A 22,633-nucleotide genomic window follows, 5' to 3' on the forward strand; every position below is an offset into this window, starting at 1 on the left:
GCTGCGCGAACGGGACCGGCTACGGGACCGTCCGTGGTGCATGACAGGCTTGATACGCATGAGATTCACCTCCTTCCGGCGAGTTGGCGGTCGAGGGTGACGACCCGGTCGGCGATCGCCGCCAGGTCGCGATCATGGGTGACCATCAGGACCGTTCGGTGCGCGGTGCCACTGGTGATCGCTCGAATGGCCTTGATGACCGCGGCCGCCGACACGGGGTCGAGCGAGGCGGTCGGTTCGTCGAGCAGGACCATCGGCGCAGGCGAGACCGCGGCGCGGGCCAGCGCGACCCGGCGGCGCTGACCGCCGGAGAGCCGTACGCCGCCTTCGCCGAGCGGCGTGTCGTAGCCGAACGGCAGCCGGTCGGCGAACTCGTCCACCAGCGCGGTCCGGCCGGCCGCGATCACCCCCGCGCGGGTCGCGTTCTGGTTGCCGAAGGCAATATTCTCGGCGACCGTCGCGTCCAGCAGCCACGGGTCCTGCGGGACGAAGGCGAACCGGTCGCGCAGGCTGCGCTGGTCGCAGTCCCGCAGGTCCACCCCGTCGATCAGGATCCGCCCGGCGTCGACGTCGTACAGGCGGAGCAGCAGGTGGAGTGTGGTGCTCTTGCCGATCCCGCTCGGGCCGAGCAGGCAGATCGTCTCACCGGCTGTGATGTCGAGGTCGAAGTGGTCGAGGACCGGTCGCCCCGGTTCGTAGCCGAAGGACACTCGCTCGAACCGGATGCCGGCGCGCAGCCGGGGCGCCGGGCGGGCGTCGTACCGATCCTCGACGGCCTCGTCGCAGTCGAGTACCTCGCGGACGCGGGCGGCGCTGGCTCCGGCCTTGGCGAGTACGACGGACAGCCGGGTCAGGCCGCGGACGGGGGAGTAGAGGTCGCGGAGGTACGCGAGGACGACGAGGAGTTCGCCGACGCTGAGGGCACCGGTCAGAACGTGTCGTCCGCCGACGACCAGGACCACAGCGGCGCCGATTGCGAGGACGATGTCGGCCATCGGGGTCCAGCGGGCGTCCACGTCGATGGCGCGGAGCTCGACGTCGAGGACGGCGCGGTTCCGGGTGCCGAAGATCGCGGCGGCGCGGTCGATCCGGCCGAACGCCTGCACCGCGCGGACGTTGCGGAGCAGGTCGGTCGTTGCCCCGGCCAACCGTCCGGACTCGGTCCGGGCGTCGTGCTGTGCGACCCGGATCCGCCGGCGTTGCCGGACCGCGAGTACGGCGAGAACCGGCGCCACGGTGAGTCCGATCAGCGCGAGCTCGGGGTCGAACGCGACGAGCAGCGCGAGTACGCCGGCCAGCATCACCGCGTCCGGCAGGAAGGATGTGGTCACTGCGACGACCGCGTCGAGGAGGCGGCCGACGTCGGTGGTGAGCCGCGAGACCAGCTCGCCGCTCCGCATCCGGTCGTGCCAGCGGAGCGAGCGCGTCATCGTGCGCTGGAACATCGTCGCTCGCAGCGAGGCGCCGATCCGCTCGGCGGCACCCTCGACCGTTCGCAGGCTCGCCATGTCGAGCAGGCCGACGACAGCGGAGAGGATGACGCTGCCCGCGGCCGCCAGGGCCAGCACCAGGACGGGGTGGGCGGCCAGTTGCCCGGCCAAGCCCGCTTCCCGGGCCGGGCTCACGGCAGTGGCGGGGTCCGCGGGCGCGTTCAGCGCATGGTCCACAGCTAGAGCGAGCGGCCAGGGACGGAGCAGGACCGCGCCGACTCGCAGTACGACGAGGCCGGCCGCGGCGGCGAGTGCAGGTAGTTCCACTCGTGCGGCAGGCCCGGCGACTGCGAGCGACAGCGGAAGTTTCATGCCGACCACGCTCGTCGCCGGCTGGTCGGCTTCGGTAGTGCACCTTGGTACTAGGACCGTTGTCGGGCTGCCGCCCGGAGGTGGCCGCACCCTACGATCCCAGGCATGGGGAGACTCCGACGTGCGGACCGCGGTCCGATCTCGACGGTCGGGCTGCTGGTGCGGTTCACAGCAGCCGGGCTGATCGTGCTGCTCTCGCTGGCCGCGCTGATCGCGTTCGTCGCGCGGCAGGCCGGCATCGAGCAGGCGACCGAGTCAGCACGGCAGGTGACGTACGTGACCGCGCGGGGAGTGGTCGAGCCCCGGCTGGACGCGGCGGTGATCGCCGGGCAGCCAGCCGCGCTCACGGCGTTCGACGAGGCGATGCGGAAGTACGTGCTGCAGGGGTCGCTGGTCCGGGTGAAGTTGTGGAACGCCGACGGGCGGATCGTGTACTCGGACGAGCCGCGGTTGATCGGTCAGCAGTTCCCGCTCGGCCCCGAGGAGCAGGAAGCGCTCCAGCGGCAGGGCAGCAGCGCGTCCGAGGTCAGCGATCTGAGCCGGCCGGAGAACAAGTTCGAGATCCCGTACAAGAAGCTGCTCGAGGTGTACGTCGGAGTCCGCGGGACGAACGGGGAGCCGATGCTGTTCGAGGCGTACTTCCAGTACCAAGCGGTCACCGAGGCGGGACAGGCCGCGTGGCAGCGGTTCGCGCCGCCTTCGCTCGGGGCGTTGCTCGTGCTGGAGCTGGTGCAGATTCCGTTCGCGTGGTCGCTGGCCCGGCGGGTGCAGCGGCAGCAGCGGGATCGGGAGCGGTTGCTGCAGCACGCTGTCGACGCGTCGGACGCGGAGCGCCGGCGGATCGCGGGGGAGTTGCACGATGGCGTCGTACAGGAGCTGACCGGGTTGAACTACGCACTGGACGCCATGCGGCTCGGGCATCCGACGGAGGGGCAGCGGGCGGAGCTGATCGCGGACAGCGCGAGCCGGCTGCGGGCGAGTATCGGATCGCTCCGGTCGTTGCTGGTCGACATCTATCCGCCGAACCTCGCCGAGGAAGGCCTGACATCGGCGTTGGCCGAACTGGCGGCGAGCCTGGAGCGGACGGGGATCGAGGTGCGCCTGGAGACCGACGGCGCGGAGGACCTGCCCGCGGCCGTAGCCGCGTTGCTGTTCCGTACTGCGCAGGAAGTCGTGCGGAACGTCGCCGCGCACAGCGGAGCCGGCGAGGTGCTGATCAAGGCCAGCCGGGTGGATGGGCGTGGGGTGCTGATCGTCGATGACGACGGGCGTGGATTCGACGAGTCGCGGCTCGGCGAGCGCAGCAGCGACGGGCACCTCGGGCTACGCTCGATCGGCGACCTGCTCGCGGAGTCGGGTGGCACGCTGACGGTCCGGGCCGCGCCCGGTCAGGGGACACGGGTGGAAGCCGAGGTGCCGGTGTGACGATCCGGGTGCTGATTGCCGATGACCATGCGATCGTCCGGACTGGGTTGTCGCAGCTGCTCGGTACGGCGGATGACATCGAGCTGGTCGGCGCCGCCGGTGACGGGGCCGAGGCGGCGACGATGGCGGCGGAGTTGCGGCCGGACGTCGTACTGATGGATCTGTCGATGCCCGGCACGGACGGGATCTCCGCGACCGAGCGGATCGTGTCGGCGTCGCCCGAAGTCCATGTGCTCGTGCTGACGTCGTTCAGCGATCAGGCGCGGATCCTGGATGCGCTGCAGGCCGGAGCCGAGGGATACCTGCTGAAGCACAGCGAGCCCGAGGTGATCCTGGCCGGCATCCGGGAGATCGTGTCCGGTGGTTCGCCGCTGGATCCGAAGGCGGCGCGGGTGCTGCTGACGAACCGGCGCTCGCCCGGGCCGGAGACGAAGCTGACCGATCGCGAGCAGGAGGTGCTCGACATGGTCGGCGCCGGCCTGCCCAACAAGACGATCGCCCGGCGGCTCGGGATCAGCGAGCGCACGGTCAAGGCGCACCTGACCAACGTGTACCAGCGCCTGGGCGTCACCGACCGCACCCAAGCCGCCCTCTGGGCCCAACGCCAGCGCCGCGGCGACCGCGACAACTAGGTACTAGTACCAAGGTCCGATGGTGCCGGGTCCGCTGGTTGCGACACGATCGAACCATGGACGATCAGGCGGGTGACGCGCGGAGCGCTGGACAGGCGCACAGCGCCTCTGGTGCAGCCGACGCGCGTCGACGCCCCGTCGTGCTTCACGCCGGTCGCGCCGATGATGCGAGTCCACGACGCACCCGGCGCTATCTCGCGTGGGCAGGCACCGGTCTGCTGGGCGTCGTCGCGGCAGCCGGCCTGGTAGCCGGCGGTACGGCGGTGTGGTCGGCGTTCGACCCCGGTACGCCGGGCCACTCGCCGGCGCCGCTGTGGTTCCCGCCGCCCGAGACCATCACCCCGCAGAGCGAGCGCGTCACCCCGACCCCGACAAAGACCACGGACGACCACGGCGGCGACCGCACCCGCACCCCGAACTCCACGAGCACAACCGAGCCCGGCGACGACAAGGGCGGCGACCGCGCCAGGCCCGGCAAGTCCACCACCAGCTCCGGTACATCGACCACCGGCCGGACCACAGCGCCGACTTCGGGGACGCACGGCTCCGGTGGGGACGACTCAGGCAAGTCCGGATCCGGCAAGTCCTCCTCGGACGACGGCCCGAACCACAACTGAGCTCAGCGCCGGGCCCGGCCGAGGATGTGCGGACGCGCCGGGTTCGCCCGGTCAGGTGGGAAGTCGAAGCGGTCGATCTCCTCGATCACGAAACCAGCAGCCTCGATCGCCGCCGCGGTGTCACGATGCACCTGACAACCGCCCGCGAACAGTGCCCAGATCGTCGTCGCGTCCGCGAGCCGTTGCACCGTCTCCAGCCGGCCCCCGTCCGCGGCGACATGCTCGTAGAACCTGAGCTCCCCGCCCGGACGCAGTACCCGAGCCGCCTCGGCCAGCGCCACCTGTTGGTCCGGCACCGAGCACAGCACGAGCGACACCACGACCACGTCAGCTGACGCGTCAGCAGCCGGCAGCCGCTCCGCCGTACCGTCGACAACCTCGACCGTGACCGGTGCCGCTGCGGCGTTCTGCAAGGCTTGAGCACGCAGGTACGGCTCCGGCTCGACGGCGAGAACGCTGACGACTTCCGGCGGATAGTGCGCGAAGTTGCCGCCGTCGCCGGCGCCGATCTCGACCACGCGACCGGCCGCCCCGGCCAGCAGTCGGAGTCGGTGCCCGGCCGCGCCCTCCCGGTCCATGGCGGGGCGGACTCGCGCATACATCCGGGCGAAGATCGGCCGCTTCATGCGCCAACGATGTCAGAGTGTCGGATCGCCGGGGATGCCGATCGTCTGCTGAGTGACCATGTTCGTCACCAGAAGGAGTCAGCAGTGCCAACCACCGTGAAGATCATCGACATCGTCGTGTCCGACCTCGCCGGCGCGATCGAGTTCTACCGCCGGCTCGACCTCGAGTTCGTGCGGGACCAGTACATGCCGGACGACCACGCCGGCTGCGACCTGCCGAACGGGCTGCATCTGATGCTCGACACCGACGAGATGCGCAGCAAGACCACCGCGCACTGGACTCCGCCGAAGCTCGGCCGAGTGTTCCTGACCGTCGAGTACGACAGTGCGGCCGAGGTCGACGCGAAGTACGCCGAACTCGTCGCAGCCGGCGTGACGGGGCTGCAGGAGCCGTACGACGCGCCGTGGGGGATGCGTTACGCGACCGTCGCGGATCCGTCCGGGAACGGTGTCGATCTCTACGCCAACCTGGCCGCCTCCTGAGCAAGACTGTCCGGAAGGAGGTTCGGGTGTGAAGTACGTGCTGATGTTCATCGAGACCGAGGACTACGTGAAGGAGTTCGAGGCGATGGGGCCGGCCGAGCGGGAGGAGGCGTACCGGCGGGTGTACCAGTGGTTCGACGACCACCGGGACAAGATCACCGACCGCGGCAACAAGCTGCAGGGTGCGGAGACCGCGACCACGGTCCGGCTGGACGGCGGGGTGGCGATGACCACCGATGGTCCGTTCATCGAGGGCAAGGAAGTCGTGTCCGGGTTCACCGAGATCGACGTCGCGGACCTGGACGAGGCGCTGCGGATGGTGAAGACCTGGCCCGCCTGCCCGGTGGTTGAGATCCGTCCGGTGGCAGAGATGTGAGTAGTACCGAGGACGAGTTGGCTCGCGTGGTGCGTGACCACGCGGGCCGGCTGGCCGGCGCACTGGTGTCGTTGCTCGGTGACTTCTCGGCGGCCGAGGACCTGGTCCAGGACGCGGTCGAGATCGCCCTGAAGCGCTGGCCGGTCGAGGGTGTGCCCGACCGGCCGGACGCTTGGCTCTTCACGGTCGCGAAGCGCCGCGGACTCGACGTACTCCGTCGGCAGCAGAACTACCGCAGCAAGCTGGCCGCGTTCGAACATCCCGTACAGCCTCCGCCGGACGACCGGCTGCGGCTGATCTTCACCTGCTGCCACCCGGCGCTCGCCCGCGAGGCACAGGTCACGCTCACGCTGCGGGTGGTGTGCGGCCTGACGACCGCACAGATCGCGGCCGCCCTGCTGGCCTCGGAATCGGCCGTCGCGCAACGCATCACCCGCGCGAAGCGCAAGATCACCGACGCCGGCATCCCGTACCGGATCCCGCGCGACGACGAGCTGCCCGACCGCCTCACCGAAGTACTGACCGTCATCTACCTGCTCTTCAACGAGGGCTACCTCTCCAGTACGGCGGAACGTGCGCACTCCCGCGACCTGGTCGACGACGCCGAATGGCTCACCGCCCTACTGCACGGCCTGCTGCCCAACGAGCCCGAGGTCGCCGGACTGCTCGCCCTGATCCGCCTCCATCGAGCCCGTACGGCGGCCCGCTTCACGCCGGCCGGCGAGCTGGTCCTGCTCGAGGACCAGGATCGCGCTCTCTGGGACCAGATCGCGATCGCCGAAGCGACGACCCTCCTGACCCGGGCCGCGCACCGTCACCACGCGCCCGGCCCGTACCAGTTGCAGGCCGCCATCGCCGCGTGCCACAGCGAGGCGCCGACCTGGGGCGAGACCGACTGGCGGCAGATCCTCGTCCTGTACGACATGCTCCTCACCCTGCAGCCGAGTCCGGTGACCTGCCTGCACCGTTCGGTCGCGCTCTCTTTCGTCGAGGGTTCGGCGGTCGCCCTCGCGGAGCTCGACCGGCTGGCACTCGACACGTATCCCTTGTTCCACGCGACCCGGGCCCAGTTCCTCCGCGACCTCGGCCGCGACGCCGAAGCACATGTCGCCGACGAACGGGCCGCGGCGCTGACGGCCAATCCGGCGCAACTCGACCTGTTGCGCGAGCGCCTGGCCCGCTGAGCCAGCATCCTTGCTCCATGGGAGCTCAGGGGCGGGGCGAACGGTTGTGGTTTCTCGACTGGTTGCGGGTGCTGGCGGTGTGCGGGGTGTTCGTGTTCCACACCCTGCGGCCGTTCGACGACGGCGACTGGCACGTGAAGAACGGGCAGACCAGCGAGGGGATCTCGACCGCGATCGCCTTCCTCGGTCTGTGGGGGCTGGCGTTCTTCTTCATGATCTCCGGCGCCGCGTCCTGGCTGGCGCTGCGTCGGCGGACCGCAACGCAGTTCCTCAGAGAGCGCTCGCTGAGGTTGCTCGTCCCGTTCGCCGTCGCGTACGTGCTGCTGTCGCCGCTGCAGTACTTCATCGAGGAGCACCACAAAGGTCGGTCCACGCAGTCGTTCTTCGGTGACGTGCGGACGTTCTTCAGCGACCTCGGCGGGCATGCGCCGCTGTGGTTGCGCGACACGTACCACCTCTGGTTCCTCGTCTACCTGATCCAGTTCGCCATCCTCGGCCTGCCGTTGTTCATGGTCCTGCGCGGCCGGACGGACTGGATCGCGCGTCGATGCCGGCGGCGCGGTTCGATCCTGCTCCTCGCCGTACCGCTGGTCCCCGTGCATCTGCTGCTGCTCGCCGCACCGGGGCCGGATCATGGCTGGGGCGAGTTCGTGTTCTTCTTCGACTTCTTCGTCGTCGGGTATCTGGTCATGTCCGACGAGCGGCTGCTGGCAGCGGTACGACGAGACGCCGTACCCGGACTGATCCTCGGCATCGGCGCCTTCGTGATCGGCGTACTCACCGGGATCATCGACTTCCTCGAGGGCTGGTGGCCGGACCCCGGGTACTCGTGGAAGTACCTGTGGTACTCGCCGCTCATCACGTTCGCGGTCTGGGGCTGGCTGGTCGCCGTGCTTGGATTCGGGATGCGCGCGCCCGCGTTCCAGCGCGCGCTGCCTACCCGGCTGGCCCGCGCCGCGATGCCGTACTTCATCGTCCATCAGCCGGTCATCCTGGCGATCGCGTACTTCGTGGCCCGCTGGGACGCGGGCATCGGGACGAAGTACGCCGTGCTGCTTCCGTCCGCCTTCGTCGTGTCCGCCGTACTGGCGTGGACCCTGTCGGCCGTCCCCGGGATCCCGGTCCTGTTCGGTGTGAAGCGGGTCAAGCCTGTCGAATCGGCGGACGCGCCGTTCGTCAACAAGTCGAAGGCCACCGATGGAGGAGGAGACTGAGGCAATGGGAACGATCGTGACGAAGGTCGAGGTGGAGCGGCGGGCCGCTGACGTGTTCGCGTACGTGACCGATCCGAACCACTTCACCGAGTGGCAGCAGAACGTGACCGGCGGGCACCTCGAAGGCGGTGAACCGGTCGTCGGGGCCAAGTGCCGCACCCGCCGCAAGATCGGCGGCCGCGAACGCGACGTGACCTCGCGGCTGACGGAGTTCGACCCGCCGCGCACCTGGGCGGTGCACGGGGACGAGGGACCGATCCGCTCCACCGTCAAGGTCACCGTCGAGCCGGTCGCCGGCCGGGACGCGAGCACGGTGACGATCGACCTCGACTTCGAGGGGCACGGCATCGGGAGGCTGCTCGTCCCGCTGATGGTCGTTCCGCAGTCCCGCAAGGAGATGGTGCGGAACATGGCCCGCCTGAAGAGCAACCTGGAGCGCTAGACGCTGCGGAGTACCGACACGACGATGCCGAGGATGGCCGCGTTGTCGCCGTCGATGACCTCGTAGGCCTGGTTGCGCGGCTCGAGGTACACGTGGCCGTTGCGGCGGCGGTAGACCTTCACCGTCGCCTCCTCGTCGATCATCGCGGCGACGATCTGGCCGGAATGCGCCTCGGACTGCTGACGGACCACGACGATGTCGCCGTCGCAGATCGCGGCGTCGATCATCGACTCGCCGCGGACCCGCAGCCCGAACACGTTCCCCCGCCCGGTCAGCCCGCGGGGGAGTTGCAGTACGTCGTCCACGTGCTCGACCGCGGAGATCGGCGTACCGGCCGCGATGTCACCGACCACCGGCACCGGCACGTTGTCGCCGCTCGTGTCCCGGCTGCTCGTCTCCTGCAGGAACATCCGGACGTCGATCGGCCGCGACACCGACGGACTGCGGCGCAGGAAGCCCTTGTCCTCGAGGCTGGCCAGGTGCTTCGAGACCGAGGACGAGGAGCGCAGCCCGACCGCGTCGCCGATCTGCCGGCTGCTGGGCGGATACCCGTGCCGGGTCACCCAGTCCCGGATCACCACCAGGATCCGCTGCTGCCGCTCCGGAAGGGCGGCGGTGTCGAGGTCGCCGAACAGGTCGAGATCAGTCACTGCGCAACCTTACGGCGATGCCGCCCGGCGACCGCGCTCCGACCCGCGGTGGTGCTCGGTCCCGAAAACCTGATGAAGCCCGCGCCCTGGTGATGGCAGGGTGCGGGCATGGTTGGTCCTTCGACTGAAGTCCTCGATGCGTTCGGGCTGGCGGAGCCTGCCGTCCTGCTGCCGGGCGGTCAGGGGGAGACCTGGCGATCCGGAGACGTCGTGCTGAAGCGCGCCGTTTCGGAGAGCGCCTGGCGGGCTGGGGTGCTGGCCGGGTTGCCCGAGTCCGAGGAGTTCCGGGTGCCTCGGCCGGTGCGGAGCCGGACTGGCGAATGGGTCGCCTTCGGGTGGGAGGGCACTGAGCTGCTGGCCGGTGCGACCGACGTCCGACGACAAGATGAGGTCCTGAGAGCCGCCGAGGCGTTCCATGCGACCGTCGCCGGGTTGCCGCGGCCGGACTTCCTCGATGCGCTGGACGATCCTTGGTCCAACGGCGATCGGGTTGCCTGGGGTGAGCAATCGATCGACGGCAGTCCGGCGTACGTCGAACTCGCCGGTCCGCTCGTCGCCGCGTGGAAGCCGGTCGACCTGGTGGCGCAGGTAGTGCACGGGGATCTACCGGGGAACGTGATGTTCGCCGACGGGCTGCCGCCGGCGATCATCGACTGGCCCGTGTACTGGCGCCCACCGTCCTGGGCATCGGCGGTCGCGGTTGCCGATGCATTGTGCTGGTACGGCGCTGAACCGGCCCTCGCGGCTCGGTGGTCGCATTTGCCGGAGTGGGGTCAGATGCTGATCCGCGCGCTGCTCTATCGGATGACGACCGACGACCTCGCCGGTGGCGCCGCGACCTGGACCGAGGCCCGGCGCTCGGGTTACGCGCCGGTGATCGAACTCGCGCTCTCGTACGCCGGCTGATCCGCCCCCGACCGGTCGGCGCGAGCACGACCGGCGGCCCGGACCGCCAGCGGGATGGTGCCGAAGGCAAGTACTCCGAGTCCGGCCCCGATCCAGCCCACCGACGGATAGCCGGCGCCCGCGTCGAGGGCGAGCCCGCCGAGCCACGGGCCGACCGTGATCCCGACGTTGAACGCGGAGATGTTGAACGCCGCGGCCAGCGTCGGCGCGGATCCGGCGACGCTGAACACCCGCGAGTTCACCGCCGGGTTGGTCGCGAACCCGAACGTCCCGACCGCGATGATCGCCGGTACGGCGAGCCATGGCGTTCCGGTCGCGAGCGCAAGGACGATCGCCGCTGCGATCACCCCGGTCAGGCTGAGGACGAGCGTGGTGAATGGACGCCGGTCCGCGGTTCGCCCGCTGATCGTGATGCCGATCAGCGCGCCGACGCCGTACAGGGCCAGGATCGCAGGCACCCAGCCGTCCGACAGCCCGGTCGTCTCGGTGAGCAGGGGAGCGAGGTAGCTGAAGATCACGAGGATCGCGCCGGTCGACAGCGCCGTCGTGCCGTAGGCGAGCCACAGTTGCGGGTTCGCCATGCTGCGCAGCTCGTGACGCAGCCGGGGAGTGCTCTCCGAGCGGCCACGCGGGATCGTCGCAACCACGCCGACGATGGCGAGCGCCGACAGTACGGCGACCGCCCAGAACGCGGACCGCCAGCCGAGGTGCTGGCCGAGCAGCGTTCCGGCCGGCAGGCCGACGATGGTGGCGACGGTGAGACCGCCGGCCAGGATGCTCATCGCCTTGGCACGAGCGTCCGGTCCGGCCAGCTCGATCGCGGTCACGGAAGCGACCGCCCAGAACCCGGCGTACACGAACGCTCCGGCGACCCGGGTCGCGAGCAGAACGCCGTACGACGACGTCAAGGCGCCGGCGACGTGGGTGAGCGCGAAGATCACCAGGAACGCGAGCATCGCCGCGCGGCGGGACCACCGCAGGGTGGTGACGGCCAGGATCGGCGCGCCCACGAGCATGCCGATGGCGAACGCGGAGATCAGCAGACCGGCGGCGGGGATCGACACATCCAGGTCGGTCGCGATCCCAGGAAGCAGACCGGCGAGCATCAGCTCGGACGTGCCCTGGGCGAAGATCGCCAGGCCGAGCAGATAGACAGCGCGGGGCATGGATGTCCTCTCATATTGGATCGAGCGGTGCAAAACGCGGGCAGGCGTCAGCGCCTAGAAGCTGCGAAGGGTCGCGTCGACGACGGCGCGCTGGCTCTGCGGATCGGCTCCACGCCGGGCGGCGACCCGGAGTCCGCCGAGAACGGTGAAGACGTACGTCGCGAGTCCGGTCGGGTCCTGCTCCCGGTCGACCTCGCCGGCCGTCTGCGCCGCCCGGATGGCATCGGCCAGCGCGGCCAGCTTCGTTTCGTGGTCCCGGTCGAGCAGCTCGACGATCTCGGCGTCCTTCGGGCCGAGCTCCACGATCGTGTTGATCACGAAACAGCCGGCCGGATCGTCCGGCTCCGGCTCGACCGCGGTCCACAGGATCCGCCGGACCCGCTCACGGATCGGCACGGCGGCGTCCTCGATCACCTCGAGCTGGACAGCGGTGAACTGGTCGACGTACCGACGCAGAGCCCGGTCGAACAGGTCGCGCTTGCTGTTGAACGTGTTGTAGATGCTGCTCCGGCCGAGCCCGGTCGCCTCGCACAGGTCCTGTGTCGAGGTCGCCTCGTAGCCGGCCGTCCAGAACACGCGCATCGCGGCATCGACGGCGCGATCCTCGTCGAACGTCCTCGGTCTCGGCATGCTGTCGAGCATAGCACGTTATGGACTGATCGATACAAAATGGGGCGACGAACGTTTGAACCACCGGCGTCGATAGCATCAGGCCATCGAGGCGAGTGCCGGATGCTCTTCGACAAGAGCACAGGTGCTCGCTTTCACTTGGGGGCTTCGATCGTCGAACAAGTGGGGAGCACTGTGAGGTTGTTCAGACCTGGGGGGCTGGCAATCGCCCTCGCCCTGGTGGCGGGCGTCACCGCGACCAACTCAGCTGTCGCTGACGAGACCAAGACTGTTTCGTACCGCGGCTACCAAGTAACCGTCCCGGCCGACTGGCCCGTGGTCGACCTGACCGCCGACCCGGCCGCCTGCGTCCGGCTCGACCAGCCGGCCGTGTACCTGGGCCGCAGTACGGCGCAGGCCAACTGCCCGGCGCGCATCATCGGCCGCAGCTCCGGCCTGATCCTCGAGCCGCTGACCACGACCACACCGTCGAGCGACGGTCTGCTTCGGCGTGCAGTCACCGACGCCGGCGTGCTCGCTACCGCGTACTACGCACCGGGTGCGGAGCGTGCGGCGAGCGACGTGCTTGCCACCGGTCGAGTGGTGACGAAGACGCCGTCGGCCCGGGTCGCGGCGCCGGCCGCGGTCACCCCGTCGGTGGTTGCTACGGGCAACTTCGCGGGCTCTGGTTTTGACGCCTGCACTGCGCCGCCGCAATCCACGATGGATGCGTGGCGACCGAAATATCAGGGGATCGGCATCTACATCAGCGGTGGTCTCCGTGCGTGCGCGCAGCCGAACCTGACTGCTGACTGGGTGACCACGAACGCAGCGAAGGGCTGGCAGTTCCTCCTGATCGACGTCGGCTACCAGGCGCCTTGCACGACGTACAAGAGCCGGATGTCGTCCGTCGCGTCAACCGCGTTGATCCAGGGCCGCAACGCTGCGATCAACGCGGTCGCCGCAGCTCAGGCGCTCGGGTTCGCGCAACGCAGCGCCATCTACACCGACCTCGAGCCGTATGAGTCGACCGCGGCGTGCAAGGCAGCGGTGCTGTCGTATGTGAGTGGCTGGACCCAGGAGTTGAACTCGCGGGGTTACGTAGGAGGCGCTTACGTCAACGCCGCGCACGGAGGTGCCGACCTCGTGAGCGGTTACGCGAGCACGGCGTACACGCGGCCGGACAACATCTGGATGGCCCAGTGGAACAAGACGCCGGGCACGATGTCGGTTCCGGCTACCTACTGGAGCAATCACCAGCGTGTGCACCAGTACGACAGCTTGAGTGAGACCAACGGCGGCGTCACGATCTCGATCGACAAGAACTACCTGAACCTGACCGCCCCGCCGCCACCTGTCAGCAGCTTCACCGTTTCCGGTGGGGTCGCGGCGGCCACGCTGCGGTGGACGAAGCCGGCCAGCACCACGCTGGGCCAGATCATGGTTCGCAGCGCGGTCGGGTCGACTCCGCCGGCATTGCCGACGTCCGGCACGGCGGTGTACAACGGTGCGGCCAGCCTGTTCACCCAGACCGGCTTGTCGAACTCGGCCAGCTACGCGTACCGCGCCTGGGTGAAGGACAGCAAGGGCAAGATCGGTCCCGGCGTCGACGTCAAGCTGATCGGGTCGAAGGCGACGATCGGTGCGAGCGCGGCCTCGATCATGTACACCGGTGCGGTCACTCTGTCGACGGCGGTGAGCCGGCTGGACGGCGTGAAGCTGGCCGGCGTACCGGCGGTGCTGTACTCGAAGGCGAAGAACGCCAGCAAGTGGTCGACGGTCGGATCGTTCACCACAAACGCCAGCGGGGTCGCCTCGACGTCGCAGAAGCCGGCCGTGTCGACGTACTACATGTGGGGCTACAGCGGCGCGACCGGCGTGCTCGGGACGCGGAGCACTGCGCCGCTGGTTCAGGTACATCCGGCGATGTCGGCGTACCTCACTCCGGCTGCGATCAAGCTGGGTGCGTCGACGCTGCTGTACGGGTACCTGAACCCGGCGCACGCCGGTACGACGGCGTACCTGCAGCGACGCTCCGGTACGACGTGGGTGGCGGTGACGACCGGGAAGCTGACGTCGAACGGGAAGTACGCGTTCAGCGTCAAGCCGACCGCACGCGGCACCTACACGTACCGCGTGGTGTGGCTGGCCGACGCCGACCACCAGGGCACGCAGACCGCGTCGAAGGTGCTGACCGTCAGCTAACTGGCGAGGCCGGCCGCCGCACTCCGCGCGAGTTCGATCGCGTGTGCCGCAAGCGGCGAGTGCGTGCGGCCGGCCTGCCACAGCAAGAAGATCTCCCGTGCCGGAAGCTCGGGTGTGAGTTCGTGCAGCATCAGGCTCGGGTCGTCCCGGAGTACGGCGAGACGCGGCGCGAGGGCCGCACCGAGGCCGGCGCGGACCATCGCGAGCAGCGCCTGGTTGCCCTCGGTGCGGAACACGAACTGCGGGCGGATGTCGCGGGCACGCAGGAAATCCTCGACGACGGCCTGGTGGCAGATGGCGGGATGAGCGACCAGCGGGAGTGCGTCGAGCGTCTTCAGCGGGACCGGTCCGGCCGGGAAGTCGCCTGGCCGCGCGACCAGGAGGTACGGGTCGTCCAGCAGTTTGAGGTCCTCGATGCTGTCGTCGGTGCGGCCGTCGAAGAACATCAGGTCGAGCCCGGTCAGATCCGGATCGTCCGTCTCCTCCTCGAACAGCCGGATGTCGCAGCCCGGATGCGCGTCCCGGAGTCCACGAATCACCTGCGGTAGCAACGTGTTCGAGACGGTCTGGAATGTGCCGATGTCGATCCGGCTGTCGCCCGCACGGAACCGCTCGATCCCGTCGCTGAGCTCGTCGGCGCGGCGCAACAGGTCACGGCCATGCTGCAGCAGTACAGCGCCGAGCGGAGTGATCCGCACCGGCTTCGGCCCGCCGGGACGGTCGAACAGCGCACCGCCGGCCGCCTTCTCGAGGACTGCGATCTGCTGGCTGACACTCGACTGGGTGTAGCCGAGCCTGCTCGCGGCCCGGCCGAACGATCCCTCGTCAGCGACGGCAGCCAGCGTCGCCAGATGGCGCAACTCGTACATGTCCCGCACTCTATCGCCAGAGGCGATCGCTTCGATAAGAAGCAATCACTTTTCACGATCGATGTGCGCTTCTACGGTCGTTCGTATGGAGAACTTCTACTCGGTCAACGGCATCGAACTCTGCGCGGAGACGTACGGCGATCCCGCCGATCCCGCCGTCCTGCTGATCCACGGCGCCACGGCCTCGATGCTGTGGTGGGACAGCCGGCTGTGCACCGGCCTCGCCGCCCGCGGGCGGTTCGTGATCCGCTACGACCAGCGCGACACCGGCCGCTCGGCGTCGTTCCCGGTCGGCGATCCGGGCTACGCGATGAGCGACCTGGCCGCCGACGCGGTCGGCCTGCTCGATGCCCTCGGCATCGAACGGGCGCACGTGGTGGCGCAGTCGATGTCCGGCGGTACGGCGCTGATCCTCGGCGCCGACCACCCGTCCCGCGTCGCATCGCTGACCTTCGTGTCCACGAGCACCGGCGACGAGGGTCTCCCACCACCATCGCCCTCGATGCCACGGCTGGGTACGCCGGACTTCGGCGATCGGGTCGCGGTCGAGGAGTACGTCGTACGGTCGATCGAGGCCGAGGCGGCGGGGCATTTCGACGAGACCTCCGCCCGGGACCTGGTGCGGCAGGACATGGCTCGCGCGAAGGACTACGAGGCTTCGCTGACGAATCACTTCGCGATGACGTTCGACTCCCCGCGCAACGGTGGTTTCGCTGACCTGGCGATCCCGGTTGTCGTCATGCATGGGGACGCCGACCCGTTGCTCCCGTTGCCGCACGGTGAGGCAGTGCGTGACGCAGTACCGGGTGCGCGGCTCGTGGTGCTTGCCGGCATGGGGCATGGACTGTCGGCGCCGTACTGGAAGCCGTTCGTCGACGAGTTGGGGGAGCGATGATGAAGTACGCGATCTGGTTGCCGTTGTTCGACGAGTTGTCCGATCCGGTGGAGGTCGCGCGGCTCGCCGCGGCGACCGAGGAGGCCGGGTGGGACGGGTTCTTCCTCTGGGATCAGCTCTGGTGGCGCCCGCCGGTCCGCGAGGTGTCGGACCCCTGGATCACGATGAGCGCGATGGCGACCGCGACGGAACGACTGCGGATCGGTCCGATGGTGACGCCGGTCGCGCGCCGGCGGCCGACCAAACTGTTGCGTGAGGCAACGACGCTGGACCGGCTGTCGGGTGGCCGGCTGACGCTCGGGGTCGGGCTGGGCAGCGACCGGTTCGCGCAGGAGTACTCGAAGACCGGCGAGGAGGTGGACGACCGGGCGCGGGCCGAGCGGATGGACGAGACGCTCGACATCCTGACGGCGGGCTGGACGGGGGAGCCGGTTCACTACCGCGGGAAGCACTACCTCGTCGACGACGTCCAGTTCCTGCCCCGGCCGGTGGCTGGACGGGTGCCGCTGTGGATCGCCGGATTCCCGGGCAACCCCAAGCCGATCCGGCGGGCGGCGCGGTACGACGGGTTCTTCCCGGTCAACCTCACGTCGCCGGATCAGCTCGCCGAGCCGGTCGCCGTACTGCGTGAACTCCGCGGCGACCTGTCCGATTACGACATCGCTGTTGCGCTCGAACCGTCGGCCGATCCACGTCCGTACGCCGCCGCGGGGGCCACCTGGTGCTTGATGGACGTCGACCCGACCACACTGCGACTGGCCGACGTACGCGCGGTGATTGCGGCGGGTCCTCCGCGCTGAGGGGTGTTGCTCTCGGATGCATAGGTGTGTAATCGAACGGTGGCCAGTGTCAGCGGGCAGGCCGGGATCACCGAGCGCACCGGACCGGCTGCTGTCGGACTCCGACGGCGGCCACTGGGGCAGGTGATCGGCAGGCTCCTGTCGACCACCGACCACAAGGTGATCGGCCAGTTGTATCTCGTGACGTCGTTCATGTTCTTCCTGATCGCGGGCGTGATGGCGCTGATCATGCGCGCCGAGCTCGCCGAGCCGGGGTTGCAGATCGTCAACGAAGAGACCTACAACCAGCTGTTCACGATGCACGGCACGATCATGCTGCTGCTGTTCGCGACGCCGCTGTTCGTCGGGTTCGCCAACGTGATCATGCCGGTGCAGATCGGTGCTCCCGATGTCGCGTTCCCGCGGCTGAACATGTTCAGCTACTGGCTGTTCCTGTTCGGCGGCCTGATCACGCTGGGTGCGTTCCTCACGCCGGGCGGCGCGGCCGACTTCGGCTGGACGGCGTACGCGCCGTTGTCGAACGCGGTGCGCTCGCCGGGCATCGGCGGTGACCTGTGGATCATGGGTCTGTGGATGGCGGGCCTCGGCACCATCCTCGGTGGCGTCAACTTCGTCACCACGATCGTCACCATGCGGGCGCCGGGGATGACGATGTTCCGGATGCCGATCTTCTGCTGGAACATCCTGGTCACATCGATCCTGGTGCTGATCGCGTTCCCGATTCTCGCGGCGGCGCTGCTGGTGCTCGAGGCGGACAGATCGCTGGGAGCACACGTGTTCGACGCCGCCAACGGTGGCGCGATCCTGTGGCAGCACCTGTTCTGGTTCTTCGGGCATCCCGAGGTCTACATCATTGCGTTGCCGTTCTTCGGCATCATCACCGAGATCCTGCCGGTGTTCAGCCGCAAACCGATCTTCGGGTACTACGGCCTGGTCGCGGCGACGCTCGGCATCGGGGCCTTGTCGATCGCGGTGTGGGCGCACCACATGTTCGTCACCGGTGCGGTGAACCTGCCGTTCTTCTCGTTCATGACGTTCCTGATCGCCGTACCGACCGGGGTGAAGTTCTTCAACTGGATCGGGACGATCTGGGGCGGCTCGGTGTCGTTCGACACTCCGATGCTGTGGTCGGTCGGCTTCCTCGTGACGTTCCTGTTCGGTGGTCTGACCGGGATCATCCTGGCCTCGCCGGCGCTGGACTACCAGCTGTCTGACACGTACTTCGTGGTCGCGCACTTCCACTACGTCGTGTTCGGGACCGTGGTGTTCGCGATGTTCGCCGGGTTCTATTTCTGGTGGCCGAAGATGACGGGACGGATGCTGGACGAGCGGTGGGGGAAGCTGCATTTCTGGATGCTGTTCATCGGCTTCCACACCACGTTCCTGGTGCAGCACTGGTTGGGTGTCGAGGGCATGCCGCGGCGGTACGCGGACTACAAGGCATTCGAGGGCTTCACGACCTTGCACCAGGTGTCGACTGTCGGCGCGTTCATTCTCGGGATCTCGACGCTGCCGTTCCTCTGGAACGTGTACAAGTCACGGCGCAACCCACGCGTCGAGGTCGAGGACCCGTGGGGCTGGGGCCGCTCGCTGGAGTGGGCGACCAGCTGTCCGCCGCCGCGCCACAACTTCGAGAAGCTGCCCCGGATCCGGTCCGAGTCTCCGGCATTCGACCTGCATCACCCAGACATAGCGATGAGTGACCAGACCGAAGAACTCGAAGTCTAGGGAAGGCCGGCCAGTAGGCGGGTCAGCTCGTGTTCGGTCTGTTGGGGCGAAGGGCTGGTGGACGCGAGGAGGTCCAGGGCCTGGGTGTACGCCTCGACGTCGTCGCGCTTGTCGAGGTACAGCGCGCTGGTCAGGTGCTCCAGGTAGACGACGTCGGGCAGGTCGCGTTGTGGGAACCGGAGCAAGGAGAACGCGCCACCGGTCGCGGCGTGGCCCGTGCTCGTGAGCGGGATGATCTGGAGTGTCACATTCGGCCGGGTGATGGCTTCGCGGAGGGCGTCGATCTGGTTGCGCAGCACGTCGGGCCCGCCGATCGGGCGATGCAGAACTGCTTCCTCGATCACTGCCCAGAGCTTGAGCGGCGGGTCGCGATCCAGCACCCGCTGCCGGCGGGTCCGCAGCGCGACGATCCTCTCGATCTCCACGTCGGTCGGCGCTCCGGACGAGGTCAGCTGGGCCACGGCGCGTGCATACTCCGCGGTTTGCAGCAGTCCCGGGATGAATTGGATCTCGTAGGTCCGGATCAGCTCGGCGGTCGCCTCGAGCCCGAGATACGCGTCGAACCAGTCGGGCGTGACGTCGCCGTACCGATGCCACCAGCCTGGGTCGTTGGCCTCCCGGGCGAGCTCCAGCAGCCGATCACGCTCGCGGGCGTCGTGCACGCCGTACAGCGTGAGGAGGTCGGCGACGTCGCGCTCCTTGAACCCGACGCGACCGAGCTCGAGCCGGCTGATCTTCGACTCGGAGGACCGGATCGCCCAGCCGGCGTCGGTCCGGGTGACTCCGGCGCGCTCACGCAGCTCCCGCAGATGACTGCCCAGCATCATCCGCAACGCCGTCGGCCCCACCACGCTTCGCCCCGCCATGAACCGAGTCTACATGATTTTCGAACAGATGTTCCCATGCAATCTCACTGCACGCGGGTGCCCACCATCAGTGAGTTCCGCAGGTCCGGAAGTACCACTTCGGTCGCTACCAGGCGGGGGTCCGCGAGGAAGAAGTCCCGCTTGGGATCGTTCGTGCGGAACGGCGAATCCGCCGGAAGAGCCGCCACCGGAGTCACGTCGTCGAACACCAGCCGCCCACCGATCCGCACCAGGTCCACCACCTGATCCGACGGCCCACCGTCGACAAACAGCAGATCGAACGGCGCCCGCCGCGCCAACTCGTCGAACGAGTCGCCCTGCACGACCTCCACCCGGGACTCGTCCGCCAGCACCCGCCGCGCCGCCGTCACCCGAACCGGATCCATCTCGACGGTCACGAGCCGACAGTCCGCAGGCATCGCCGACGCCATCCACGCGGCCCCGACGCCAACCCCCGTCCCCATCTCCCCGATCATCCCGCCCACACATCCCGCAGCCAGCACAGCCAGAAACCGCCCCACCCCCGGAAGACAACATGACGGCCCGGTCCCGTCCCGCGTCAACGGCATCCCCACCTCAGCAGCAGCCATCTGCGCCCGAACCACCAACGCCGGCAACTCACCCATCCGACCCCCAGCTGTCGTTGACCGCACTCATCAGTCCGCCCGCAGCACCGTAGTACGACCACGTGCCGACCGCACGACTTGCCTCCCACCCGGCTGCGAGCCGGTCGGGTCGCCGGCATTTGTTGGCGTACCCACGAAACCTCGCCGGTCACGTAGTGCGACCACCTGCGGGTCCGAGGTGCCGGGCGAGCCGCTCTGTTAGTCGCGGAGGTATTCGGCTCGCCAGCGGAGGATGGTTGCGTCGGTGGGGCTGGGGGCCTGGTCGAGTTGGATCAGGTGGAGGTCGGGGGCGGTGAAGGACTGGATGGTGGCGCGGGTCAGGGGCCACGGCGGGCCTTGGGTCTCTTCGTCGGGTTGGTCGTCCGGGCGGGCGGCGGCTATGACGAGGAGGGTGCCGCCGGGGGCGACCAGTTCGGTGACCTGTTTGACGGCGGCGGGTTGTAGGTGGATCGGCAGGGCCTGCACGGTGTAGATCTCGACGACCAGGTCGAAGGCGCGATGCCAGTCGGTGGGCGGAGCGAGGAGGTCGGCGACGATGTAATGCGCCTTGGAATCCGGGTGGTTTCGGTGGGCCGTCTCGATCGCGGTGGGGGAGATGTCGAACGCGGTGGTGTCGAACCCGCGGTCGACGATCAGTTCGGCGTCCCAGCCGGTGCCGGCGCCGACGACGAGCGCGGTCTTGCCGGCACCGTCGGGCGCCGATTCGTCGATCCAGTCGATCAGCAGCTGGTGCGCCGTGCCGCGGTCCCAGGGGACGACGGCGGACCCTTCGGCGGCTGCGGCGTACAGGTGCTCGAACCAGCCGGTGGGGTCGTCGCGGTCGAGTGACTCGCGGGCGATCCGCCTGGACACGACGTCTGGGTCCTCACTCATCACTCAAGCCTCCAGGTCCGGACCGAGGTGGATCGCACGCACGGTCTGCACCGTATCAACGTCGGCGGGCCGCTTGTCCTCGCGATAACGAACCACCCGCGCGAACCGCAACGCCATCCCGGCCGGGTATCGCGGTGACGTCTGCACGCCGTCGAACGCGATCTCGACCACCACCTCCGGCCGCAGGTAGACAGCCCAGTCGTCCTGGCGTACGGCGAGCTCCTGGAACCGCTCCGTCTGCCACCGGAGCAGCTCGTCGGTCAGCCCCTTGAACGTCTTCCCGAGCATGACGAACTCGCCGGTCTCGTCGTCGCGCGCGCCGAGGTGCAGGTTCGACAGCCAGCCGGTCCGTCGCCCGTGCCCCCACTCGGCTGCGAGCACCAGCAGATCGAGCGTGTGCGTCTGCTTGACCTTCACCCACCCCGACCCACGCCGGCCGGCCTCGTACGGCACGGTCAGCGACTTCACCATGACGCCCTCGTGTCCGCGGCGCACCGCGTCTGCGAAGAACGCCTGCCCGGCCTCCGCGTCGTCGGTCACAAGCCGCGGCACACGCCGCTCTTCCGGCAGCAGCTTCGCCAGCCACTCCTGCCGCGCGGCACCGTCGAGCCCCAGCAGGTCCTGACCGTCCTGATGCAGGATGTCGAAGAAGTACGGCGTGAGCGGCACCGACTCCGGCCCGGTCGCCGCGCGCGTTGCCGTCCGCGACCCGGTCACCTGAAAGGCCTCCGGCCGTCCATCAGGCCGCAAGGCGATCAGCTCACCGTCGAGCACGACCTGCTGGGCATCAAGCGCACGCACGGCGCTCACCACCTCCGGCACCCGCGACGTGATGTCGTCGAGCGTCCGCGTGTAGACCACGACCTCGTCGCCGTCGCGATGCACCTGGATGCGGATGCCGTCCAGCTTCCACTCGAGCGCCGCCGGCGCACCCGTCTTCGTCAGCGCCTCCGCGACCGTGGTCGCCGACTGCGCCAGCATCGGCTGCACGCCACGCCCGACCTCGAGCCCGAACTGCGCCAGTCCCGCCTCACCTTCGGTCAGTACGGCGACAGCGACTGGAGCGGCCGCCCCGCGCAGCATCGCGGCGGCCCGGATCTTGTCCAGCGGAATCCCCGTCGCCCGCGCGACCGCGTCCGCCATCACCCCGTCGAGCGCACCCTGCCGCAGCTCACCGCCGACGAGCTGGCGCAGGAACCACTGCTCGTCCGCCGTCGCCCGACCGAACAACCCGTCGACAGCGACACGGCGCCGGGCCTGCACACCGGCGCCTGACATCTCGGCGAGCTCCGCGAAGGCCTGATCGACCTCCTCGATCGTCAGCGACGGCTCCGCGGCCGGCTCCGGCGCGTCCGCCAACGTCCGCCAGCCCACGCCGGTCCGGCGTTGCCGCAGCTCACCGGACAGGTACGTGACCACGATCTCGATCTCGGCCGGTTCGGTGGCCTTGGACAACAATCCGGCGATGAACTCCGCCTTCTTCAGCCGCGACCGGGTCCCGGCCAGCGCGGCCGACGTCTCGACCACCTCGGTGAGCAACATGAATCCAGTCTGGCCTATGGCACCGACAGGTTGGCTTTCACAACTTTCGAAGTGACACCGGCATCGATGAGAGTGACTGAAACTCTGCACCGAAGGG

Annotated in this window: 23 protein-coding genes; 13 read left to right on the forward strand and 10 right to left on the reverse strand. The window is 69.0% G+C overall.

The window, feature by feature from the left end:
• Positions 1–65: 65 nt before the first annotated feature.
• Positions 66–1,802 (reverse strand): ABC transporter ATP-binding protein, encoded by a 1,737-nt coding sequence (locus tag OHA18_RS34800; protein ID WP_328999603.1) that lies wholly within the window; start codon positions 1,800–1,802, stop codon positions 66–68.
• A 105-nt stretch (positions 1,803–1,907) separates the two neighbouring features.
• Here OHA18_RS34800 and OHA18_RS34805 point away from each other — a divergent pair, with 105 nt between their 5' ends.
• From OHA18_RS34805 to OHA18_RS34815, 3 genes are read left to right on the forward strand one after another with little or no spacing between them, the layout of a single operon-like run.
• Entirely contained in the window at positions 1,908–3,227 is a 1,320-nt protein-coding gene (locus tag OHA18_RS34805) for a sensor histidine kinase (RefSeq protein WP_328999604.1), read from the forward strand.
• Positions 3,224–3,859, forward strand: coding sequence for a response regulator transcription factor (locus tag OHA18_RS34810; protein WP_328999605.1), 636 nt, complete (start codon positions 3,224–3,226; stop codon positions 3,857–3,859). Before OHA18_RS34805 ends, OHA18_RS34810 begins: the two co-directional genes overlap by 4 nt.
• A 56-nt stretch (positions 3,860–3,915) precedes the next feature.
• Positions 3,916–4,476: a hypothetical protein gene (locus tag OHA18_RS34815; RefSeq protein ID WP_328999606.1), complete on the forward strand. Its 561-nt coding sequence runs from the start codon at positions 3,916–3,918 to the stop codon at positions 4,474–4,476.
• Between the two features lie 2 nt (positions 4,477–4,478).
• Here the strand turns inward: OHA18_RS34815 and OHA18_RS34820 are convergent, their stop codons facing one another.
• A complete protein-coding gene (locus OHA18_RS34820) occupies positions 4,479–5,102 on the reverse strand; it encodes a class I SAM-dependent methyltransferase (protein WP_328999607.1) in 624 nt (207 codons plus the stop codon).
• An 84-nt stretch (positions 5,103–5,186) separates the two neighbouring features.
• Between OHA18_RS34820 and OHA18_RS34825 the strand changes: the two genes are divergently transcribed.
• Genes OHA18_RS34825 through OHA18_RS34845 form a run of 5 tightly spaced genes read left to right on the forward strand, consistent with a single transcriptional unit; the run spans position 5,187 to position 8,801 of the window.
• On the forward strand, positions 5,187–5,585 hold the full coding sequence (locus OHA18_RS34825; protein WP_328999608.1) for a VOC family protein: 399 nt from the start codon (positions 5,187–5,189) through the stop codon (positions 5,583–5,585).
• Between the two features lie 28 nt (positions 5,586–5,613).
• Complete coding sequence (locus tag OHA18_RS34830) at positions 5,614–5,961, forward strand: YciI family protein (protein WP_328999609.1); 348 nt, start codon at positions 5,614–5,616, stop codon at positions 5,959–5,961.
• Positions 5,958–7,145, forward strand: a complete 1,188-nt coding sequence (locus OHA18_RS34835) for an RNA polymerase sigma factor (RefSeq protein ID WP_328999610.1) — start codon at positions 5,958–5,960, stop codon at positions 7,143–7,145. The genes OHA18_RS34830 and OHA18_RS34835 overlap by 4 nt, the downstream gene beginning before the upstream one ends.
• A gap of 17 nt (positions 7,146–7,162) precedes the next feature.
• A complete protein-coding gene (locus tag OHA18_RS34840) occupies positions 7,163–8,359 on the forward strand; it encodes an acyltransferase family protein (protein WP_328999611.1) in 1,197 nt (398 codons plus the stop codon).
• A gap of 4 nt (positions 8,360–8,363) precedes the next feature.
• Entirely contained in the window at positions 8,364–8,801 is a 438-nt protein-coding gene (locus OHA18_RS34845) for an SRPBCC family protein (protein ID WP_328999612.1), read from the forward strand.
• Here OHA18_RS34845 and lexA read toward each other — a convergent pair.
• Entirely contained in the window at positions 8,798–9,451 is a 654-nt protein-coding gene (lexA, locus tag OHA18_RS34850) for a transcriptional repressor LexA (RefSeq protein WP_328999613.1), read from the reverse strand. The genes OHA18_RS34845 and lexA overlap by 4 nt on opposite strands.
• Positions 9,452–9,559: 108 nt before the next feature.
• Here lexA and OHA18_RS34855 point away from each other — a divergent pair, with 108 nt between their 5' ends.
• Positions 9,560–10,357, forward strand: a complete 798-nt coding sequence (locus tag OHA18_RS34855; RefSeq protein ID WP_328999614.1) for a TIGR02569 family protein — start codon at positions 9,560–9,562, stop codon at positions 10,355–10,357.
• Here OHA18_RS34855 and OHA18_RS34860 read toward each other — a convergent pair.
• Entirely contained in the window at positions 10,315–11,523 is a 1,209-nt protein-coding gene (locus OHA18_RS34860; RefSeq protein WP_328999615.1) for a Cmx/CmrA family chloramphenicol efflux MFS transporter, read from the reverse strand. The two genes, OHA18_RS34855 and OHA18_RS34860, sit on opposite strands and share 43 nt — an antisense overlap.
• A gap of 54 nt (positions 11,524–11,577) precedes the next feature.
• Complete coding sequence (locus tag OHA18_RS34865; RefSeq protein ID WP_328999616.1) at positions 11,578–12,153, reverse strand: TetR/AcrR family transcriptional regulator; 576 nt, start codon at positions 12,151–12,153, stop codon at positions 11,578–11,580.
• Positions 12,154–12,333: 180 nt separating this feature from the next.
• Here OHA18_RS34865 and OHA18_RS34870 point away from each other — a divergent pair, with 180 nt between their 5' ends.
• Entirely contained in the window at positions 12,334–14,337 is a 2,004-nt protein-coding gene (locus tag OHA18_RS34870; RefSeq protein ID WP_442914350.1) for a glycoside hydrolase domain-containing protein, read from the forward strand.
• Here OHA18_RS34870 and OHA18_RS34875 read toward each other — a convergent pair.
• A complete protein-coding gene (locus tag OHA18_RS34875; RefSeq protein ID WP_328999618.1) occupies positions 14,334–15,206 on the reverse strand; it encodes a LysR family transcriptional regulator in 873 nt (290 codons plus the stop codon). The two genes, OHA18_RS34870 and OHA18_RS34875, sit on opposite strands and share 4 nt — an antisense overlap.
• A gap of 85 nt (positions 15,207–15,291) precedes the next feature.
• On the opposite strand from OHA18_RS34875, the gene OHA18_RS34880 reads away from it, so the two are divergent.
• The 3 genes from OHA18_RS34880 (at position 15,292) to ctaD (ending at position 18,629) form a co-directional block, all read left to right on the forward strand.
• Complete coding sequence (locus tag OHA18_RS34880; RefSeq protein ID WP_328999619.1) at positions 15,292–16,101, forward strand: alpha/beta fold hydrolase; 810 nt, start codon at positions 15,292–15,294, stop codon at positions 16,099–16,101.
• Positions 16,101–16,901 carry an LLM class flavin-dependent oxidoreductase gene (locus OHA18_RS34885; RefSeq protein WP_328999620.1) on the forward strand — a complete coding sequence of 267 codons (801 nt, stop codon included), beginning with the start codon at positions 16,101–16,103 and terminating at the stop codon, positions 16,899–16,901. Before OHA18_RS34880 ends, OHA18_RS34885 begins: the two co-directional genes overlap by 1 nt.
• Before the next feature lie 123 nt (positions 16,902–17,024).
• On the forward strand, positions 17,025–18,629 hold the full coding sequence (ctaD, locus tag OHA18_RS34890; protein ID WP_329006187.1) for an aa3-type cytochrome oxidase subunit I: 1,605 nt from the start codon (positions 17,025–17,027) through the stop codon (positions 18,627–18,629).
• Here ctaD and OHA18_RS34895 read toward each other — a convergent pair.
• From OHA18_RS34895 to OHA18_RS34910, 4 genes are all read right to left on the reverse strand, one after another.
• Positions 18,626–19,495 carry a helix-turn-helix domain-containing protein gene (locus OHA18_RS34895; protein WP_328999621.1) on the reverse strand — a complete coding sequence of 290 codons (870 nt, stop codon included), beginning with the start codon at positions 19,493–19,495 and terminating at the stop codon, positions 18,626–18,628. The genes ctaD and OHA18_RS34895 overlap by 4 nt on opposite strands.
• Before the next feature lie 44 nt (positions 19,496–19,539).
• Positions 19,540–20,121, reverse strand: a complete 582-nt coding sequence (locus OHA18_RS34900) for an O-methyltransferase (RefSeq protein WP_328999622.1) — start codon at positions 20,119–20,121, stop codon at positions 19,540–19,542.
• Between the two features lie 198 nt (positions 20,122–20,319).
• Positions 20,320–20,994 (reverse strand): class I SAM-dependent methyltransferase, encoded by a 675-nt coding sequence (locus OHA18_RS34905; protein ID WP_328999623.1) that lies wholly within the window; start codon positions 20,992–20,994, stop codon positions 20,320–20,322.
• Positions 20,995–20,997: 3 nt separating this feature from the next.
• Positions 20,998–22,536: an ATP-dependent DNA ligase gene (locus tag OHA18_RS34910; protein ID WP_328999624.1), complete on the reverse strand. Its 1,539-nt coding sequence runs from the start codon at positions 22,534–22,536 to the stop codon at positions 20,998–21,000.
• Positions 22,537–22,633 lie beyond the last annotated feature (97 nt).

The organism is Kribbella sp. NBC_00709, assembly GCF_036226565.1.
GTDB lineage: Bacteria > Actinomycetota > Actinomycetes > Propionibacteriales > Kribbellaceae > Kribbella.

Bases quoted from the DNA above. Each gene is read 5' to 3' on its own strand.
- OHA18_RS34800 (WP_328999603.1), bottom strand. From the start codon at position 1,802: ATGAAACTTCCGCTGTCGCTCGCAGTCGCCGGGCCTGCCGCACGAGTG.
- OHA18_RS34805 (WP_328999604.1), top strand. From the start codon at position 1,908: ATGGGGAGACTCCGACGTGCGGACCGCGGTCCGATCTCGACGGTCGGG.
- OHA18_RS34815 (WP_328999606.1), top strand. From the start codon at position 3,916: ATGGACGATCAGGCGGGTGACGCGCGGAGCGCTGGACAGGCGCACAGC.
- OHA18_RS34820 (WP_328999607.1), bottom strand. From the start codon at position 5,102: ATGAAGCGGCCGATCTTCGCCCGGATGTATGCGCGAGTCCGCCCCGCC.
- OHA18_RS34840 (WP_328999611.1), top strand. From the start codon at position 7,163: ATGGGAGCTCAGGGGCGGGGCGAACGGTTGTGGTTTCTCGACTGGTTG.
- OHA18_RS34845 (WP_328999612.1), top strand. From the start codon at position 8,364: ATGGGAACGATCGTGACGAAGGTCGAGGTGGAGCGGCGGGCCGCTGAC.
- OHA18_RS34855 (WP_328999614.1), top strand. From the start codon at position 9,560: ATGGTTGGTCCTTCGACTGAAGTCCTCGATGCGTTCGGGCTGGCGGAG.
- OHA18_RS34860 (WP_328999615.1), bottom strand. From the start codon at position 11,523: ATGCCCCGCGCTGTCTATCTGCTCGGCCTGGCGATCTTCGCCCAGGGC.
- OHA18_RS34865 (WP_328999616.1), bottom strand. From the start codon at position 12,153: ATGCCGAGACCGAGGACGTTCGACGAGGATCGCGCCGTCGATGCCGCG.
- OHA18_RS34875 (WP_328999618.1), bottom strand. From the start codon at position 15,206: ATGTACGAGTTGCGCCATCTGGCGACGCTGGCTGCCGTCGCTGACGAG.
- OHA18_RS34880 (WP_328999619.1), top strand. From the start codon at position 15,292: ATGGAGAACTTCTACTCGGTCAACGGCATCGAACTCTGCGCGGAGACG.
- OHA18_RS34885 (WP_328999620.1), top strand. From the start codon at position 16,101: ATGAAGTACGCGATCTGGTTGCCGTTGTTCGACGAGTTGTCCGATCCG.
- OHA18_RS34895 (WP_328999621.1), bottom strand. From the start codon at position 19,495: ATGGCGGGGCGAAGCGTGGTGGGGCCGACGGCGTTGCGGATGATGCTG.
- OHA18_RS34900 (WP_328999622.1), bottom strand. From the start codon at position 20,121: ATGGGTGAGTTGCCGGCGTTGGTGGTTCGGGCGCAGATGGCTGCTGCT.
- OHA18_RS34905 (WP_328999623.1), bottom strand. From the start codon at position 20,994: ATGAGTGAGGACCCAGACGTCGTGTCCAGGCGGATCGCCCGCGAGTCA.
- OHA18_RS34910 (WP_328999624.1), bottom strand. From the start codon at position 22,536: ATGTTGCTCACCGAGGTGGTCGAGACGTCGGCCGCGCTGGCCGGGACC.